We start from the raw sequence: 17340 nt of genomic DNA, 5'->3' as shown, positions 1-17340 counted from the left end.
CGGAAAAAGGTGACATTGAACCGTAGATGTAGTATTCAACCTCTCCCATTTTCTTATGCGCTCGCCCACCGCTGGAGAAAACGCCCAATTGCAACCGCTTTACCCCGCGTCGCGCTTTAGGAAGGCGGCATCCCCTTCGTCTGGCGCGGCTTGCTCTCCGCTGCTTCCGCGCCCCCGCCCATGCGGACGAGCTTCCAGATCAGCTGCGCCGCTTCCTTCACCGAACGGGGACGGTAGCCCTCCGCGCCGCTCAGCATCCGGAAAGGGCGCGCCAACCGAGGCAGATGCAGCGACGCCTGCTCGATCAGCGCGTCGTCGAAGAGCAGCTCCGTCGTCCCGCTCGCGAGCAGCTTGCCGTCCTTGAGGAGCAGAATCCGATCGGCCCATTCCGCCGCGAAGTCGACGTCGTGCGTGGCGATCAAGATCGTTAAGCCTTGACGCTGCATGTCTTCGAGCAGCGCCTGCAGCTCGTCCCGGCCTCTCGGGTCGAGGAACGACATCGGCTCGTCGAGAATGATGAAGTCCGGCCTCATCGCGAGCACGCCGGCGATGGCGACTCTGCGCTTCTGCCCGTAGCTGAGCTCGAACGGAGATCGGGTTCTCATCTCGCCCATCCCGACCTGGCGAAGCGCCGTCTCTACCCGCTCCTCGACCTCCGCCGCGGGCAGCCCCAGATTGCGCGGGCCGAACGCGACGTCTTCCTCCACGGTCGTCGAGAAGATCTGGTCGTCCGGGTCCTGGTACACGACGCCGACCCTTCTGCGAAGCCTTTCCCCGTTATGGCGGTCGACCTTCTCTCCGAACAGTCTCACTTCCCCTGCCTGGGACAATTCCAATCCGTTCAATAAGGAGATCAGCGTCGACTTTCCGGCTCCGTTCGGTCCCATCAGCGCCGCTTTCGAGCCGACCGGAATATCGAAGGAGATTCCGTTTAACGCTTTGATTTTGCCGTAGGCGAACCCGACTCCCCGCACTTCCGCCGCCATCGCGTTCTCGCCCATCGTCCTCTTCTCCTCTCCGTCTCTCGCGACCCGCGCATCGACCGAACTTCCCGCCGCGACGCCTGTCGTCTCGCCTGTCTCCAGCCCGCCTCTGGCGGACATCGCGATGTAGATCCGCTTGCTTCGCTCGTAGGCGCGCAGGAAGAGCACGCCTGCCAATTCGCCGAATCGCTTGTAAGCGCGCTTGCTCCACCACAGCCCCTTGAAGCTCATCCCCCGCGAACGCTGCGCCTTCATCATGCCGGCCGCTTCCTCCTTAAGCAGGAAGAAGTACCGGACGATGAGCAGCATCAGCTCCAGCAGGACCGCCGGTACGCCGACCGATCTCAGGCTCCGCAGCAGCACGAACAACGGCGTCACCGTCAGCAAATAGGTCAACAGCAAGTTCGCGCCGACGAGCTTGAGCAGCAGAACGGTCGTTTTCCGAAGGCCTTCGTCGGTCGCGACGTACCCCCATACCTCGAACGCCGCCGTCCCCTCGGTATGGAACGGGATAAAAATAGCCGCCCCCGCGCCGAAAGGCAGCAAGAGCAGCAGACGTCCGACGATCGTTCTGAAGGAGACGCCGCACCACAGCAGGAGAACGAGGAACGCTCCCGCCGCGATGCCGAGCGGAAGCGGCCGCCCTGCGATGACGACCAGCGCCAGTAGCGTCAGCACGACCCACAGCCGATGCTTCGGCTTGGCGATCAGAGGGCGAATATGTTCCGGTTCATGAAGCGTGATGATCGCCTTTCCCATCGCCCTTATCCTCCTCGTCCTTCGCAAGCCCTTTTAACAAATACAACGCGCCGAACAGCAGACCCGCGCCGACGATACCGGCGAGACCGCCCTTTACGAAGGGGGAGCTTACGCCGGGGAATTGATAGTCCGCAAGCCAAGCTTTCCGCTTCGGCTCCTTGGCCTCGTCGATGAACCCGTGATTGATCGCCACCCGCTCCAGCCCGTCCGGATGCGGAGAAGCGAAGTAAGAGATCGCGCCGGCGGCGATCAACGTGACCGCGGCGACGACGATCCACTTCTTGCGGTTGCTTGTCGCTTTCTCCTTCATCCCGCCGAAGCCTCCTTGCCCGCGGCCGCGTCCGGGGCGATATCGTCGAACGCGACCTTGCGTTCTCTCAAATAAGCGACGACGAGCGCCGTGATCAGCCCTTCTCCTAGCCCGATTAAGCTGTGCCAGCCGGCCATCGCCTTCAGCGCCACGCCGATCGGGAACGTATCCGACCACGCGAGCAGGAGCGATACGCCGCAAGCTGCGGCGACGATCGAGCACCACGCGCTGACGAAGCCGACGGCGCGGGAAGCCCGTTCCTTCAGCACGGCCGTTCCCAGCCGATAGACGCCGTATCCGACGTAGGAGCCGATGACTCCCGTGCACAGGATGTTGGCCCCGAGCACCGTTAATCCCCCGTCTTGGAAGATCAACGCCTGAATGATCAGCACGGCCGCCATGATGACGACGCCGACCGCGGGGCCGAACAGGATTGAGGCCATCGCCCCGCCCAGGAAATGGCCGGAGGTCGCGCCGGCGATCGGGAAGTTCAGCATCTGCGCCGCGAAGATAAACGCCCCGATCAACGCGATCTTCGGCACTTCCGATTTCACGAGCGTGAGCCGGGTTTTCCTTAAGCTGTAAGCCACTGCCCCCGCGCCTAGAGCCCCTGTCGTCACGCAAGCCTTCACGTCTAAGAATCCGTCCGGAATATGCACGAGAATCCCCCCTTATGGCGATAGGTGTCCGACAAGCAAACACGCATTCGTTGTCCTTAGGACGACGAATTAGCTTTGCGTAGGGATCAGATGAGTAAAAGGACATCGAAAACTTATACGATCTGATCCGATAAAATAACAAAGCCCGGGGGAGTAGTGGCCCCGGGCAAGCCCGCTTTTTTCTATTTTACCAACCGCCGTTCCTTACCGTCAACGCATATGTCAGATATGATGACAATCTGCTGCTTCTAAGCTGCAGGGCAATCGCTTACGAGATCAACGGATCGGCAGGAGCCGTTTCGGTCAAGTCGACCGATGCGATAACTGCCATTTTGACTGTTATGACTGTTCATGGAACCCGTCCCCCTTACTTAACGGCCATCTTGACCGTTAAGTCCTCTACAACCCCCAATAGACAGAGCAAATGGGAACTTTAACCGCCCAATTGACTGTTAACCATCCATTAAGATGTCGTTTGTTTATTGACAACGGTCATTTTGGCGGTTATTCCTTATCGGATGGGTAGCGTCTCGCGTTTTCGTAAGCGATTGCCCTGTTCTAAGCCGCCTTATTCCTTATGCTTGAGCAACCCCGCCAGCTCGCGTCTGAGCTTCAGGAATTCCGGATGCTCGCGGACTTCCGCGGTACGTTCCGCCGGAAGCGTCACGGGAAACTCGCGAAGGATGCGTCCCGGCCCCGCGCCCATGACGACGATTCGCTGGGACAGGAAGATCGCTTCGTCGATGTCGTGCGTGATGAACAGCACGGTCGTCTTCTCTTTCTCCCAGACGTCGAGCAGCGTCTCCTGCATCTCCAGCTTCGTCTGCGCGTCGAGCGCACCGAACGGTTCGTCCATGAGCAGCACTTTCGGCCCGTTGGCCAGCGCCCTCGCGATCGCCACCCGTTGCTTCATCCCGCCGGACAGCTGCTTCGGATAATGGTTCGCGAACGCCTCGAGCCGGGTGATGCGCAAGTAACGATTGGAGATCGCTCGCCTTCCGAGGATCGACGCGCCGTTCAGCTTCGGGCCATATTCGATGTTCTGCCGGACGGTTAGCCATGGGAACAGCGTATATCCTTGGAAAACCATCCCCCGGTCCGCGCCCGGCCCGACGACTTCGTCTCCGTCCACGGCGACTTCCCCTTCGTCCGCTTCCTCCAAGCCCGCCACGATGCGAAGCAACGTCGATTTGCCGCAGCCGGACGGCCCCAGAATCGTCACGAACTCGTTGGCCCCGATCTCGAGATCGATGCCGTCGAGCGCGCGGAATTCCGCCTTCTTCTTGCCCGACCGGAACGACTTGCCGACGCCCCGGATCGCGATCGCCCCGAGCGTCTCGTTCGCCGTATTTTCCGCCGATGATGCCTCAGGTACCGACGCGTCCGCCGTATTTTCCGCCGATGCTTCGTCCTGCGCCGATGTCTCCGCTTCCTCGACCGCCAACACTTCCGCCGTTTCGCTCATCGTCTATTCCCTCCTTCAACAATGCCGTCATATGTGCGCCGTTACGCCCAAGGGAACAACCGGCGGCTCAAGAACGCGAAGATCCGGTCGCTGATCAACCCGATCAGTCCGAGCACGATAATGCCCACGAAAATCTGCTCCGTGTTCAAGAACCGTTGAGCCTTCATGATCGTGTAGCCGAGACCGCTGTTGACGGCGATGAGCTCCGCGACGACCAAGTACGTCCACGCCCAGCCGAGCATGAGGCGCATCGTCGTCAGAAGCCGGGGCTGCACGGCCGGAATGATGACGGTCTGAATCGCCTGCCACCGGCTTGCCCCGAGCGTAAAGGAAGCTTGAACGAGATCCTTCGAGACGAGCCGGGTGTCCGCGGACACCATCAACACCATCTGGAAGAAGCAGCCGATGAAGATGAGCAGCACTTTGGCCGATTCGCCGATGCCCGCCCACACCATGATGAGCGGGATGAACGCCACCGCCGGCATGTACCGGATGAACTCCATCGGCGGTTCGACGAACGCTTCCGCGTGCCGGTAAGTGCCGGCGAACAGGCCGATGGGGATGGCGACGACGCAAGCGAGCACGAAGCCCGCCATGACGCGGAACACGCTGATGCCGATCTGATGCCAATAAGCGCTCGTGCCCAATTGGTCGAAGAACGTCCGGAATACTTTGTCCGGCGTCGGCATGAACACCGGGTTCATGAGCCCCCCGTAGCTGAGCGCCGACCAGACCGTCAGCATGACGACGAAGGATAATGCCGCCGTCGCGAGGAAGCCGCTCTTCGGAATGTCTTCGAATATTCGGAACGCCGGCCGCTTCTTCGGCTTCTTCCCGGCGAACGCCTTCTTACCGGCGTGCGATTGCGGCGGTTGCGCCTTGGATGCGGCAACGGCGGCGGGCGCCAGCGACGCCGTCGGTGGACTCGGTTCGCTCATGAGACATCAACCTCCTGCTGCTTTTTGAACGAACTTCGGCTCCAGCAACGCTTCGACGTCCGGAATGTCGCTGATCATATCGAGTTTCTTCAAGAACTCGGCCGTCTTCTTGCCGGTGAACGCCAAGGAAGTCAATTCCTCCCGAACTTCGAACGCGTTCACGTTGTCCGCCGCGGAGAACAGCTTGATGCTCTCGAGTCCCAGCTTGAAGTCCTCCGGCGTCGTCTCGGCTTTCTTCGCCATGATCTCGATCGACTCCGCTTCGTGATCCTTGAAGTAGGCCAGCGCGTCGAACCAAGCGTCGACGATCTTCTGTACGTCGTCCGGACGATCCTTCACGACGCTCTCGCGGAAGACGAGCAGGTCCGGAATCAAGCCCGGCGTTTCTTTGGACGAGAACAACACTTTGCCCTTGCCTTCCTTGACGGCTTTCGTCTGGAACGGCTCCCACAGCACGGAAGCGTCCGTGTTGCCGGCGATGAACGCGGGACCCGCGTCGTTCACGGTCATGTTCACGTAATTCACGTCGCTTTCGCTAAGGCCGTTCTGTTCCAGCGCGGTCAGCAGAAGGAGATGGTCGACCGTGCCGAGCTCCGTCGCGACAGTCTTTCCTTTCAAGTCCTTCACGCTGGCGATGTCGGGCTTACTGACAATGGCGTCCCCGCCGTCCGAGTTGTCGTTGACGAGAACGGCCTTGAGCTTGATGCCTTTGGAGGCGGCGGGCAGCGTATCCGACAGCGTCTGGCTGTTGGCGTCGACCTTGCCGGTCGCGAGCGCCTGCAGCGAATCGCTGTACACCGGGAACCATTCGAGCTTCACGTTGACGCCGTGTTTCTCGAAGAACCCTTTCTCCTCGACTAAGTACCAGAAAAACCAGCCCGGCCACGGGCTCAGCGCGATGGAGATCGGGTCGTCCGAATCGGCCGAATTCCCCTTGTTGCCGCATGCCGATACGATAGTGACGGCCGCGATCATGACGGACAGTGCGACGAACAACCGGCTTCTCGAGCCATTCCTTTTTTTCACCATAGATGATCTCTCTCCTTTATCTTTGTTCTGCATGAATGCCGAAGGGTATTAAAAAAAGGACAAAAGCCTGAGGGAGGGGTCTCCCAGGCTTTTGTCCTTCCGTGTTATATGGCGCAGGGAGACCGGACGTTGCCGATCGTTCTCTCTATGCCATACGCCATCTCTCGGACCAGCTTGACCTTCGCCAACGGAACCCTAGATGACATTTGCGTTCCGACTTGCGGAACCTTTATTCAGTTGTTAACGGTTGTTAACTTTGTTTACATTCTAACAGCGACCATTTCGATTCGTCAACTAAAATGTTATGAAAACTAACATCGTTATATCGCGAGTGCAAGCAAAAACGCCTTCGGCGTCCTCTGGGCGCTGAAGAAGCTTTGCGGAGACGATTCAGAAATGGATAAGCGTGAAACTTATACATTCTGAATCGTTAAAGAAAAACGTCTATCGAAGTTCCTCGAAGATGGGCGACCGCGTTCAGCGGAAGTTTTTCCAAGTACAGAATGTTTTCATTTGCTTTAACACTTTAGCAAACTTAAACTTTCTGTAACGTTCAAAAAGTTCGGTTTTCAGCACCAAGAAGGTTGAAAGAAGCCAGGGAATGAGGATCGGAGCGTAGGCAAACCTACGTGAGAACCGGAAGTCCCGTGCAGCATTCAAGATTCGACGCCGAATCGGCTTCCTGAAAATCTTCGTGATCAAAATCGGGCTTTTTGAACAACCTCTTATATCGTGAGATGCTTCATGACCGCCGGATCGTCCAAGTCTTCGCGGCCGCCCTCCCAGACGATCGCGCCCTTCTCCATGATGTAGAAGCGGTCGCCCACGCTTCTCACGAAGTCGAGGCTCTGCTCCACGAGCAGAATGGCCGTCTTCCCTTCGTCGCGGATCGAGCGGATGACGTCCTGGATATCGTCGACGATCGACGGCTGTATGCCTTCCGTCGGTTCGTCGAGCACGAGCAGCTCGGGCTCGGAGATAAGCGCGCGCGCGAACGCGAGCTGTTGCTGCTGCCCTCCGCTCAAGTCCCCGCCGCGGCGCTTGTAGAACGTCGGCAAGATCGGGAACTTCTCGATCGCTTCGCCCGGGATCTCCTTGCTCCTGCGCTTCGCCTTGTCGGGATGCGCCTCCAAGCCGATCCGAAGATTCTCGTAGACCGACAGCTGCGAGAAGATCTCCCGACCTTGCGGTACGTAACCGATGCCCTTCTTCGCGCGTTCGCCCGGCGCCTTCTTCGTGACGTCCGTCCCCTTGAAGGAAACCGAGCCTTTTCGTGCCTTTAGCAGCCCCATGATGCTCTTCACCAGCGTGGACTTCCCGACGCCGTTGCGCCCCATCAGGCAGACGACTTGGCCCGGCTCCACCGTAATCGACACGTCCCGCAAAATCACGCTCTCGCCGTACCCCGCCTCAAGCCGTTGAACCGATAGCATCGAAATCCCGCCTTTTTCTCCCCAGGTACACTTCCGCGACCCGGTCGTCTCGTTGCACCTCGTCCATCGAGCCTTCCTTCAGCAGCTTGCCTTCGTGCATGACCGTCACCTTGCTCGCGAAGTTGCGCACGAACTCCATGTCGTGCTCGACGACGACGACGGTCCGCTTGCGAACGATCTCCTGCAGCAGCTCGCCGGTTTTGTCCGTTTCCTTGTCCGTCATGCCCGCCACCGGCTCGTCGAGAAGCAGAATCTCCGGCTCCTGCAGCAGCATCATGCCGATCTCGAGCCATTGCTTCTCGCCGTGGGAGAGCAAGCCGGCTCTCAGCCGTTTCTTGTCGCCGAGGCCGATGAGCTCGAGCTCGGCGTCGATCCGCTCCCGGTCGCTCTTCTTCATCGACGCGCGAAGCGTCGCCCAGACGCCCCGGTTCTGCGCCATCGCGATCTCCAGGTTCTCGTCGACGGTCAGGCCCGAGAAGATCGACGGCGTCTGGAACTTGCGTCCGATGCCGAGCTGCGCGATCTCGTGCTCCTTTCGGCGGGTCACGTCCACCGTCCCTTGCTTGCCGTGGAACGTCACGTTGCCGGCCGCCGGTTTCACCTTGCCGCAGATCGCGTCCAGCATCGTCGTCTTGCCCGCCCCGTTCGGACCGATCAAGAACCGGAGCTCGCCCGACGCGAGCTCCAAGCTCATGTCCTGCACCGCCTTGAATCCGTCAAACGACACCGTTACTTTCTCGCACGACAGGATTGAGGTTGACTTCATCCGCGTTACGCCTCCTCGTTAGTTTTTGATTCAACAGACGCGCCAACCCGACGATGCCGCCCGGCATGAACACCGTGACGACGATGAACGACGCCCCGAGGAAAAACAACCAGAAATCCGGATAAGACGCGCTAAGCTCGCTCTTCGCCTGCGTCATGATGATCGCGCCGATGACCGCGCCGATCAGCGTTCCGCGGCCTCCGATGGCGACGAGCAGCACCATCTCGATCGAAGGGACGATCGCCATCATCGTCGGGGAAATAATGCCGACGTGAAGGACGAACAGCATGCCCGCCAGTCCCGCCAGCGCCGCCGACACGGCGAAAGCGGTCATCTGATAACGGGACGGATCGTAGCCGAGGAACCGCGTGCGATTCTCGCCGTCCCGTATCGCCCGAAGCACCTTGCCGAAGCGGCTCTTCACGAGGAAGCGGCATACGAGGAACGCGACGATGAGCGCGACGACCGTCGCCAAGTACACCATCGTCTTGGCCGTGTCGGTCTTGAGGCCGTAGCCGAACAGCTTCGTATACCCCGTCAGGCCGTTCGTGCCGCCCGTATAGGCTTGTTGGCCGACGAACAGCGTCACCGTGATAATGACGAGCGCCTGCGTCAGAATCGTGAAGTAGACGCCCCGAATTCGGTTCCGGAAGGTAAAGAACCCGAGCAATAACGCGAGACCCGCGGGAATGACGATACCCATGAGCGCCGCGAACGCGAAGCTCTTGAACGGCTCCCAGAACCACGGCAGCTTCGTTAGCCCCATCCAATCCATGAAGTCGGGAAGGCGCGAGCCGCCGGCGACGAGCTTCAGATGCATCGCCATCGCGTAAGCGCCGAGCCCGAAGAACACGCCGTGACCCAAGCTCAGAATGCCGGTATATCCCCATAACAGATCCAATCCGAGCGCCACGATGGCGAACGCCAAGCATTTGGCCAGCAAGTTCAACCGAAAATCGCCGAGATACAGCGGCGCCGAGAACAATGCGGCCGCAGCGACGGCGTAACCGAGCAACAGCCATATCCGGCGCGGCAAGAGGTTAGATAGTTGCACCGCGATCACCTTCTCCCTTACGTTAATCTCTATCCGCTAGTTCTGGTCGAGCGATCGCGTCCGTACCGCGAACATCCCCATCGGCTTCCACTGGAGGAAAGCGACGATGCATAGGAACACGAGCACCTTGCCCAGCGAAGCGTTCGTCCCCCACTCGAACAGCGTGTTGAACACCCCGATGCCGAGCGCCCCGACGACGGTGCCGATCAGCTTGCCGACGCCGCCGAGCACGACGACCATGAACGCGTCGACGATGTAGTACGTGCCGATCGACGGACCGATCGGGCCGATGAGCGTCAGCGCGCAGCCAGCGATGCCCGCGATGCCGGAGCCGATCGCGAACGTGAACGAATCCACGCGCCGCGTCGAGATGCCGAGGCATGCCGCCATCTCGCGGTTCTGCATGACCGCCCGCATCCGGCGGCCGGCGGCGCTGCGATAGATGTACAAATACATCGCGAAGAGACAAAGCGCCACGAGGGCGAAGATGAACAGTCTTTTATAGGGAAACACCACTCCCGAAGCGATCGTCAGTCCGCCGTCCAGCCAAGACGGGCTCGCCACGGCGACGTTAGGCGCGCCGAAGATCGAACGCGCGAGCTGCTGAAGCATGAGGCCGACGCCCCAAGTGGCGAGCAAGCTGTCGAGCGGCCTTCCGTACAGGAACCGGATGAGAGTGATCTCCAGCAAGTAGCCGATCGCGAAGGCGATGGCGAAGCTGAACAAGATCGCGACGGGAAAATAAGCGTCGAATAGGCCAGTGGAAAAGTTCGACTTGAACACTTGCTGGGTCATGTACGCCCCGTACGCGCCGATCATGATGAACTCGCCGTGCGCCATGTTAATGACCCTCATCAGGCCGAAAGTAACGGCCAAGCCGAGCGCGATCAGCAGCAAAATGGAACTGACGCTTAATCCGTTAAATAATTGCGATACCCAGATTTCCATGGCGTTACCCCCTGCTCCGTATGCCCGCCGGCGGGCGTGCCTTCGGCGCCCTAGCTCGGACGCCTAAGCCGCGCCGCTTACAAGCGAGGGGAAGGCCCGGCTACCGCCGAACGCTTCCCCCGTCTATTGCCGCGAATAGAATGCCGATCCGTCTTACTCGCTCAAGCCTTTCGCCCAATCGTAGGTTGTGAGGTACGGGTCCGGTTTGACCGGGCCGCCGGAATTCCACAGCTCCACGATCTGGCCGTCCGCTTTAACCTCTCCGATCCGAACCGTTTTGTAGATGTGCTGGTTGTCGCCGTCGATCGTAACTTTGCCTTCCGGCGCGTTGAACTCGATGCCTTTGGCTGCCGCCTTGACTTTATCCACGTCGAACGAACCGGCCTTTTCTACAGCCGCGGCCCACAGATAGACGGCCACGTAGCCGGCTTCCATCGGATCGCTCGTTACGCTGTCCGCGCCGTATTCTTTCTTGAAGTTCTCGACGAACGCTTTGTTCTCCGGCGTGTCGGTCGTTTGGTAGTAGTCCCACGCGACGTAGTGACCGGTCAAGTATTCGGCGCCGATGCCTTTCACTTCTTCCTCCGCGACGCTGACCGATACGGTCGGCAAGTCCGCGGCGGTAATGCCCGCATCCTTCAATTGTTTGAAGAAAGCGACGTTGCTATCGCCGTTAAGCGTGTTGTAGACGACGTCCGGCTTCGCTTCCTTGATCTTCGCGATGATCGTCGTATAGTCCGTGTGACCGAGCGGCGTGTATTCTTCGGCGACCGTCTCTCCGCCTTTGGCCGCGAGCTGCGCCTTGATGATCTTGTTCGCCGTACGAGGGAACACGTAGTCGGAACCGAGCAGGAATACTTTCTTCTTGCCCTTCTCCAGAAGGAAGTCGATGGAAGGGATAATCTGTTGGTTCGTCGTGGCACCCGTGTAGAAAATGTTAGGGGAAGATTCCAAGCCTTCGTATTGAACCGGGTACCAGAGCAAGCCGTTCAACTCTTCGAATACCGGGAGCATCGCTTTACGGCTCGAGGACGTCCATCCGCCGAATACCGTCGCGACTTTATCTTCCGATAGAAGCTTGCGGGCTTTCTCCGCGAAAGTCGGCCAGTCGGACGCGCCGTCTTCGACGACCGCTTCGATCTGCTTGCCGAGAACGCCGCCCTTGGCGTTGATCTCTTTGATCGCCATGAGCTCGGAGTTCTTGACCGTGACTTCGCTGATCGACATCGTGCCGCTCAAGGAGTGCAGAATGCCGACTTTGACCGACTCTCCGCTTGCCGCCGGCGACGATGCCGGCGCGGACGATGCCGCTCCCGACGATGCCGGAGCCGATGATTCCCCCGCGTTATTATTGTTGTTGCCCCCGCATCCCGCCAATACCAAGCTTGCCGTCGTTGCCAGAACGAGTCCCTTTAACCAACTTGCCTTCTTCATCCTTCCACTCCCCAATCCTAAGTATGGTATTTCTCTCTATTTCCGAACGTTCGGTTCTCTCCACAGCCCAACCGTTCGTAATTACATTATATGGCTATGTTAGATTTGATGTCAATATACCTAACATAATTTTCTGATAATTAAGCGGATTTGATAATGAAGTCATTATTATGTTAGATATAATTACAAAAAATAAAGAAAAATCCGCTTTGATGGCAGGTTAGTTGTTCTATTTCGTGTTTTTGTTACATAGGACCCTGGGATAGCTAGGGATTTTCCGGCGCGTAACTGCTCTCTCGTCGTCTGCCTTTCGAACAAAATGCAAATGTGCAGTTTGATTGGCGCCATAAGGACAGATAACCTCAACAACCTGCGAAAGTGCAGTTTGTTGGGCCGATTCCGACCATTTCTCTCCAAAATCAAAAAACAACCTGCACATATGCAGGTTGCACACACAAAGCGGGAACATCGAGGGAAAATACCTGCACATTTGCAGGTTGATGCAAACACGGGGACTCGCCACGACTTGTCACTGCCTTCCGCACCCTCATGCGATGTAAAACATCGTAACAGCGTCCCTCCTCGCTAACTCCAAGTCCCTTATGATGAAAAACATCGCAGCAGCATCGATGTACCCTCCAATCCGCCGTCATCACCCCCTCATTGCGATGAATAACATCACAGCAACGCTCATCCCGACCAAATACCGGCTCCTAACGATGAATAACATCGTAGTAGCAACGACGCTTCATTCACCATTCCAGTCACTCCACCCCTACGCACGCGCCGCCCTGCCCTTAATCTCCGCCCCGCCGCCAAACAAAAAAACGCGTCCCGAACGACCCGCCTGAGGCGATGGATCGTTCGGAACGCGTTATTGGCTCTGCTAACCTTATTTCGAAGCGCCGCTCGCGCTCGGCGATGCCGAAGGCGACGCGGACGCGCTAGGCGAAGCGCTCGGGGACGCCGAACCGCTTGCGCTCGGCGAAGCGGACGGAGTCGCCGTTTCTTCGGCCGGCAGCGTCACTTTAATCGCCAACGTCTCTTGCTGCTTCGTCAAGAACTCGTTGACCTTCGTCGTCGCAAGCTCCGTCTTGATCGAATCCTTCGCCGTGTCGGACAGCTTGTCGTAGGAAGAAGCCTCTTCGCGGCTTTCGACCTTCATGACGTGGTACCCGAACTCCGACTTGACGGGATCGCCGACTTTGCCGATTTCTTGCGTGTTCGCGGCTTTCTTGAACTCTTCGACCCAGCCTTTGGCCAGTTGCTTCTCGTACAAGCCGCCATTTTGATTGGAACCGGTATCGGTCGAGAATTCCTTCGCCAGCGCCGTCCAGTCGCCGCCCGCATCGAGCTGCGCTTTGACGTCTTTGGCGATCTTAAGCGCTTCGTCTTCCTTCTTCAGCTCGGCGCCCGTGTTCGGATCCGTCGTGCCGATCAGAATGTGGCGCACGGTAACGATATTGTAATCGGTCGGAGCCTTCTCGTATTCCGCTTTGATCTCCTCGTCCTTGACGGTCGGCTTGATCTCTTCGCCTTTGGCTGCGTAATAAGATTGGAAGGAAGCCAGCTCTTCGAAGAAGGCCGCGGCTTCTTTGACCGACAAGTCGCTATCGTCGAGGTGCTTCTTCACTTCCGCTTGCGATTTTACCGCTTCTTCCAGCTGCTTCTTGAAATCGTCGGCTTGCGTTTTCGCTTCTTTTTTCTTGTCGTCGGGAATTTCTTTGGACAGCACCTTCGTCACGACGTACTGCTTCACGAAGTTTTCTTTCAACTGCGGGATCGACATGTACATGGCGCTCTGCGGATTCACGAGCATCTGGAACGCGACGTACTTATCGAAGTCCTTGTCCGTAATTTCTCCGCCCGTGTACGTGGCGATTACGGTCGCCTTGTTATCTTTCTTGCCGCAGCCCGCGATCAGCGCGACGAGCATGACCGACGCCAGCGCTAACAAAGCAAGCCGGCGATACGACATGCGTTTATGGTGCAACATCCTGTAGTTCCCCCTTCGATTTTGTCGCTTCTTTGTATTGTATCAGAAAATCTTCGACAAGCGCTAATAAAGCGTTCTCATCGAGCCCTCGTACCTTGAAGCGTACGACCATCGGCGACTCGCCGATTCCGGATACGACCCGGCCTTGGAACTTCGCTTCCAATGCCTTCACCTTGCCCGCGTCGACGTCCGTTCTCCGGCGCTCGTCGAGCTTCATCGTCATCTCGTCCCCGCGGCGAACGATCGACTCGATGCCGAACTTGCGCCCGAACACCTTCAGCCGAGCGACGGCCATCAGGTTCAATACCGCCTTAGGCGGTTCTCCGAAACGGTCGATCAGCTCCTCGAACAGATCTTCCACGTCCTCCAAGGAAACGGCCGCGGCCACTTTCTTGTAGATCTCGATCTTCTGGATGCTGTCGTAGATGTATTCCGGAGGCAAATAAGCGTCCACGCCCAGGTCGAGCTGCGTGTTGACCGGCTGCGGCGGAAGCGCCGCGCCGCCCATCTCCAGCTTCCGGCTCTGGATCTCCTCGGCGAGCATCTGCGAATACAGGTCGAATCCGACCGACGCGATGAAGCCGTGCTGCTCCGCGCCGAGCAAGTTGCCCGCGCCTCGGATCGACAAGTCCCGCATCGCGATCTTGAAGCCGGAGCCGAGCTCGGTGAATTCCTTGATCGATTGAAGCCGTTTCTCCGCGACTTCGGTCAATACCTTGTCCCGCTGGTACGTGAAGTACGCGTACGCGATCCGGTTGGAACGGCCGACGCGCCCCCGTAGCTGATACAGCTGCGAGAGACCCATCTTGTCCGCGTCGTGGACGAGCAACGTATTCACGTTCGGGATGTCCACGCCCGTCTCGATGATGCTCGTGCTGACGAGCACGTCGTATTCGCCGTCCAGGAAATCGAGGATCGTGCGCTCGAGCTCCTGCTCCGACATCTGGCCATGGGCGACCGCGACGCGCGCGGCCGGCACGAGAGCGCTGATCTGCTCCGCCATCTGATAGATTCCTTGCACGCGGTTGAACAAATAGTAGACCTGTCCGTCCCGCGCCAATTCCCGCTCCACCGCCTCGCGGACGAGCGTCGGGCTGTATTCGACGACGTACGTCTGAACGGGGAACCGGTTCTCCGGCGGCGTCTCGATGACCGACAGATCCCGCACGCCGAGCATCGACATATGGAGCGTGCGCGGAATCGGCGTCGCCGTCAGCGTCAGCACGTCCACGTTCGTCTTGATTTTTTTCAGCTTCTCCTTGTGCGTGACCCCGAAGCGCTGCTCCTCGTCGACGATCAGCATGCCGAGATCCTTGAAGACGATGTCTTGCGACAGCAACCGGTGGGTGCCGATGACGACGTCGACCGTGCCGGTCTTCAGTCCTTTCATCGTCTCCGTCTGCTCCTTGCGGGATCGGAACCGGCTCAGCACCTTGATGTTGAACGGATACCCGGAGAATCTCTCGCGGAACGTCTCGTAATGCTGCTGCGCGAGAATCGTCGTCGGCACGAGCACGGCGACTTGCTTCCCTTCGATCGCCGCCTTGAACGCGGCGCGGATCGCGACCTCCGTCTTGCCGTAGCCGACGTCTCCGCAGAGGAGCCGATCCATCGGCCGCGGGATTTGCATGTCTTTCTTGATTTCCCGGATCGCCCGAAGCTGGTCGGCCGTCTCCTCGTACGGGAACATTTCCTCGAATTCCTTCTGGTAGGGCGTATCCTCGCCGAACCCGAAGCCGGTCGTCGCCTGGCGCTCGGCGTACAGCTTGATCAAGTCGTCCGCGATGTCTTGGACCGAAGAACGTACCTTGGACTTGACCCGGTTCCACTCCGCGCCGCCCAGCTTGCCGACCTTCGGCTCTTTGTCCTCGTTGCCGACGTACTTCTGGATCAGGTCGAACTGCTCGACCGGAACGGACAGTCTATCTCCGCCCGCATAGACGATATGAAGATAGTCCTTGTGAATGCCGCCGACTTCGAGCGTGCCGATGCCGAGATACTTGCCGACGCCGTGGTTCTGATGCACGACGTAGTCGCCGACCTTCAGCTCGGTGTAGCTCTTGATCCGCTCCGCGTTGTCCAAGTGGCGGTCGACGCGGCGCGCTTTCCGCTGTTTCTGGGTGAACATCTCGCCTTCGGTGATGACGACGAGCTTAATGGAAGGCAGCTCGAAGCCGCTCTGCAGGTTGCCCTGCAAAATTTCCGGCTGATCGATATGGTAGTCTTCCAGCACCCGCCGCATCCGATCGGCGCGTTCGGCGTTGCCGGCGAGCATGAGAATGCGAACGCCGCTTTTGCGCCAGCGTTCCATCTCTGCTTTAAGTACGTTCATCTGCCCGTGAAAGTTCTGCATCGAGCGGCAAACGAAGTTAATGATGTTCTGCGGCTGCGTATGCGGAATCTGCCTGACGAAAAGCGACAGGTAGACGGTTTGAAAACCTTTCGGGTACAGCGCCTGCTCCGCGTTCACCGCAAGGACGAAGCCGGGCAGCGATTTGCCTTGCGAGAGCAGATGGGTCGTCCACTCCGACTCGTCGCGTTCCAGCTGCCGCGCGGTCTCGCCCAGCCTGTTCGGTTCGTCCATGAGCAGGATCGTATCCTTCGGGACGTAATCCAGCAGCGTCTGGCGTTCCGGATACAGGAGGGAGATGTATTTGTAAATTTCGGAAAAGTACACATTTTGTCGCAAAAGTTCGATTTCCCGGGAAATTTCGGAGCTCAACCGCTCTTTCGCTTGCCGGTCGGTCATTTTCTCCAGTTGCTTGTCGAGCAGGTCGTGCGCATGCTGCGCCGCGTTCTGGAACCGGCGCTCGCCGGCGATCCATTCGCGGCTCGGCTGAACGGTGTATTGCTCGATCTTGTCGATCGAACGTTGGTCCGTCGGATCGAACGTCCGGATGGAATCGAGCTCGTCGTCGAACCATTCGACGCGGTAAGCGATCGCGGACGCTAGCGGGAAGAAATCGACGATGCCGCCCCTGACGCTGATGTGCCCCTTCTGCTCGACCCGGTCCACCCGTTCGTAGCCGAGCTCGATCATGTTCCGGAGGAACGGCTCCATCGGCAGCGTGTTTCCGACCTTCAGGTCGATGTGCGCCTCCGCCATCGTCTTCAGATCGGGCTGGAACCTCCGAGCCCCCGCGAACGGCACGACAAGAACGCCGCGGAAGCCTTCCGCGAGCTTGAGGATGACCTCCAAGCGGCGGGCGGACGTTTCCGGGCTGGAGATGGCCGTCTCGGCGGCGATCAGCTCGTTGGCGGGATAGAGCAGCACTTCCTCGGGCGTCAGACACTCCTGCAGATCCTCCGCCATCTTCTGGGCGGAAAACATATTATGGGTAATAACAATAATAGGCCTTCGCAATTCCCGGTATAGTCCGGCAATCGCCGCTTGGCGCGCGGAACCCGATAGGCCCGCGACGAGCTGTTCCCGCATACCGCCTTTGAGCCCCTGGATAACGCTGACCAAGTCCGGGTCGGTCACCAGCGATTGAATGAGCGGCTTCATGGCATTTCCCCTCTCCGATACACGCCTTGCGCACTTAAGAGATCTTATCTAGCGGAGC

13 protein-coding genes and 1 riboswitch are annotated in these 17340 nt (G+C 58.8%); all 13 genes read right to left on the bottom strand.

Annotated elements, in window-relative coordinates:
• Positions 1-116 precede the first annotated feature (116 nt).
• The gene (cbiQ, locus tag ACFPPD_RS17125; RefSeq protein WP_209749975.1) at positions 117-1742 is read right to left on the bottom strand and encodes a cobalt ECF transporter T component CbiQ; all 1626 of its coding nucleotides are present in this window, start codon (positions 1740-1742) and stop codon (positions 117-119) included.
• Entirely contained in the window at positions 1714-2052 is a 339-nt protein-coding gene (locus ACFPPD_RS17120) for a PDGLE domain-containing protein (protein ID WP_209749976.1), read from the bottom strand. Before ACFPPD_RS17120 ends, cbiQ begins: the two co-directional genes overlap by 29 nt.
• On the bottom strand, positions 2049-2711 hold the full coding sequence (locus ACFPPD_RS17115) for an energy-coupling factor ABC transporter permease (protein ID WP_209749977.1): 663 nt from the start codon (positions 2709-2711) through the stop codon (positions 2049-2051). The genes ACFPPD_RS17120 and ACFPPD_RS17115 overlap by 4 nt, the downstream gene beginning before the upstream one ends.
• Positions 2712-3279: 568 nt before the next feature.
• Positions 3280-4176, bottom strand: coding sequence for an ABC transporter ATP-binding protein (locus tag ACFPPD_RS17110; protein WP_209749978.1), 897 nt, complete (start codon positions 4174-4176; stop codon positions 3280-3282).
• 41 nt (positions 4177-4217) lie between these two features.
• Complete coding sequence (locus tag ACFPPD_RS17105; RefSeq protein WP_209749979.1) at positions 4218-5114, bottom strand: ABC transporter permease; 897 nt, start codon at positions 5112-5114, stop codon at positions 4218-4220.
• Positions 5115-5120: 6 nt separating this feature from the next.
• Positions 5121-6143: an ABC transporter substrate-binding protein gene (locus ACFPPD_RS17100; protein WP_378082694.1), complete on the bottom strand. Its 1023-nt coding sequence runs from the start codon at positions 6141-6143 to the stop codon at positions 5121-5123.
• A gap of 78 nt (positions 6144-6221) precedes the next feature.
• Positions 6222-6353, bottom strand: a riboswitch (guanidine-I (ykkC/yxkD leader).
• A gap of 515 nt (positions 6354-6868) precedes the next feature.
• Complete coding sequence (gene urtE, locus ACFPPD_RS17095; protein WP_209749980.1) at positions 6869-7576, bottom strand: urea ABC transporter ATP-binding subunit UrtE; 708 nt, start codon at positions 7574-7576, stop codon at positions 6869-6871.
• A complete protein-coding gene (gene urtD / locus ACFPPD_RS17090; RefSeq protein WP_209749981.1) occupies positions 7554-8342 on the bottom strand; it encodes an urea ABC transporter ATP-binding protein UrtD in 789 nt (262 codons plus the stop codon). Before urtD ends, urtE begins: the two co-directional genes overlap by 23 nt.
• On the bottom strand, positions 8293-9396 hold the full coding sequence (urtC, locus tag ACFPPD_RS17085; RefSeq protein ID WP_209749982.1) for an urea ABC transporter permease subunit UrtC: 1104 nt from the start codon (positions 9394-9396) through the stop codon (positions 8293-8295). The genes urtD and urtC overlap by 50 nt, the downstream gene beginning before the upstream one ends.
• 36 nt (positions 9397-9432) lie before the next feature.
• Entirely contained in the window at positions 9433-10344 is a 912-nt protein-coding gene (gene urtB / locus ACFPPD_RS17080; RefSeq protein WP_209749983.1) for an urea ABC transporter permease subunit UrtB, read from the bottom strand.
• 153 nt (positions 10345-10497) lie between these two features.
• On the bottom strand, positions 10498-11778 hold the full coding sequence (urtA, locus tag ACFPPD_RS17075) for an urea ABC transporter substrate-binding protein (protein ID WP_209749984.1): 1281 nt from the start codon (positions 11776-11778) through the stop codon (positions 10498-10500).
• 892 nt (positions 11779-12670) lie between these two features.
• Positions 12671-13774, bottom strand: a complete 1104-nt coding sequence (locus tag ACFPPD_RS17070) for a peptidylprolyl isomerase (protein WP_209749985.1) — start codon at positions 13772-13774, stop codon at positions 12671-12673.
• Positions 13761-17282, bottom strand: a complete 3522-nt coding sequence (mfd, locus tag ACFPPD_RS17065; protein ID WP_209749986.1) for a transcription-repair coupling factor — start codon at positions 17280-17282, stop codon at positions 13761-13763. The genes ACFPPD_RS17070 and mfd overlap by 14 nt, the downstream gene beginning before the upstream one ends.
• Positions 17283-17340: the final 58 nt, after the last annotated feature.

Origin of the sequence: Cohnella suwonensis (assembly GCF_042655365.1) — a bacterium.
Lineage (GTDB): Bacteria > Bacillota > Bacilli > Paenibacillales > Paenibacillaceae > Cohnella > Cohnella suwonensis.
Note: the sequence above shows the minus strand (reverse complement) of the source record. Positions and strands in the feature narration are given on the sequence as shown.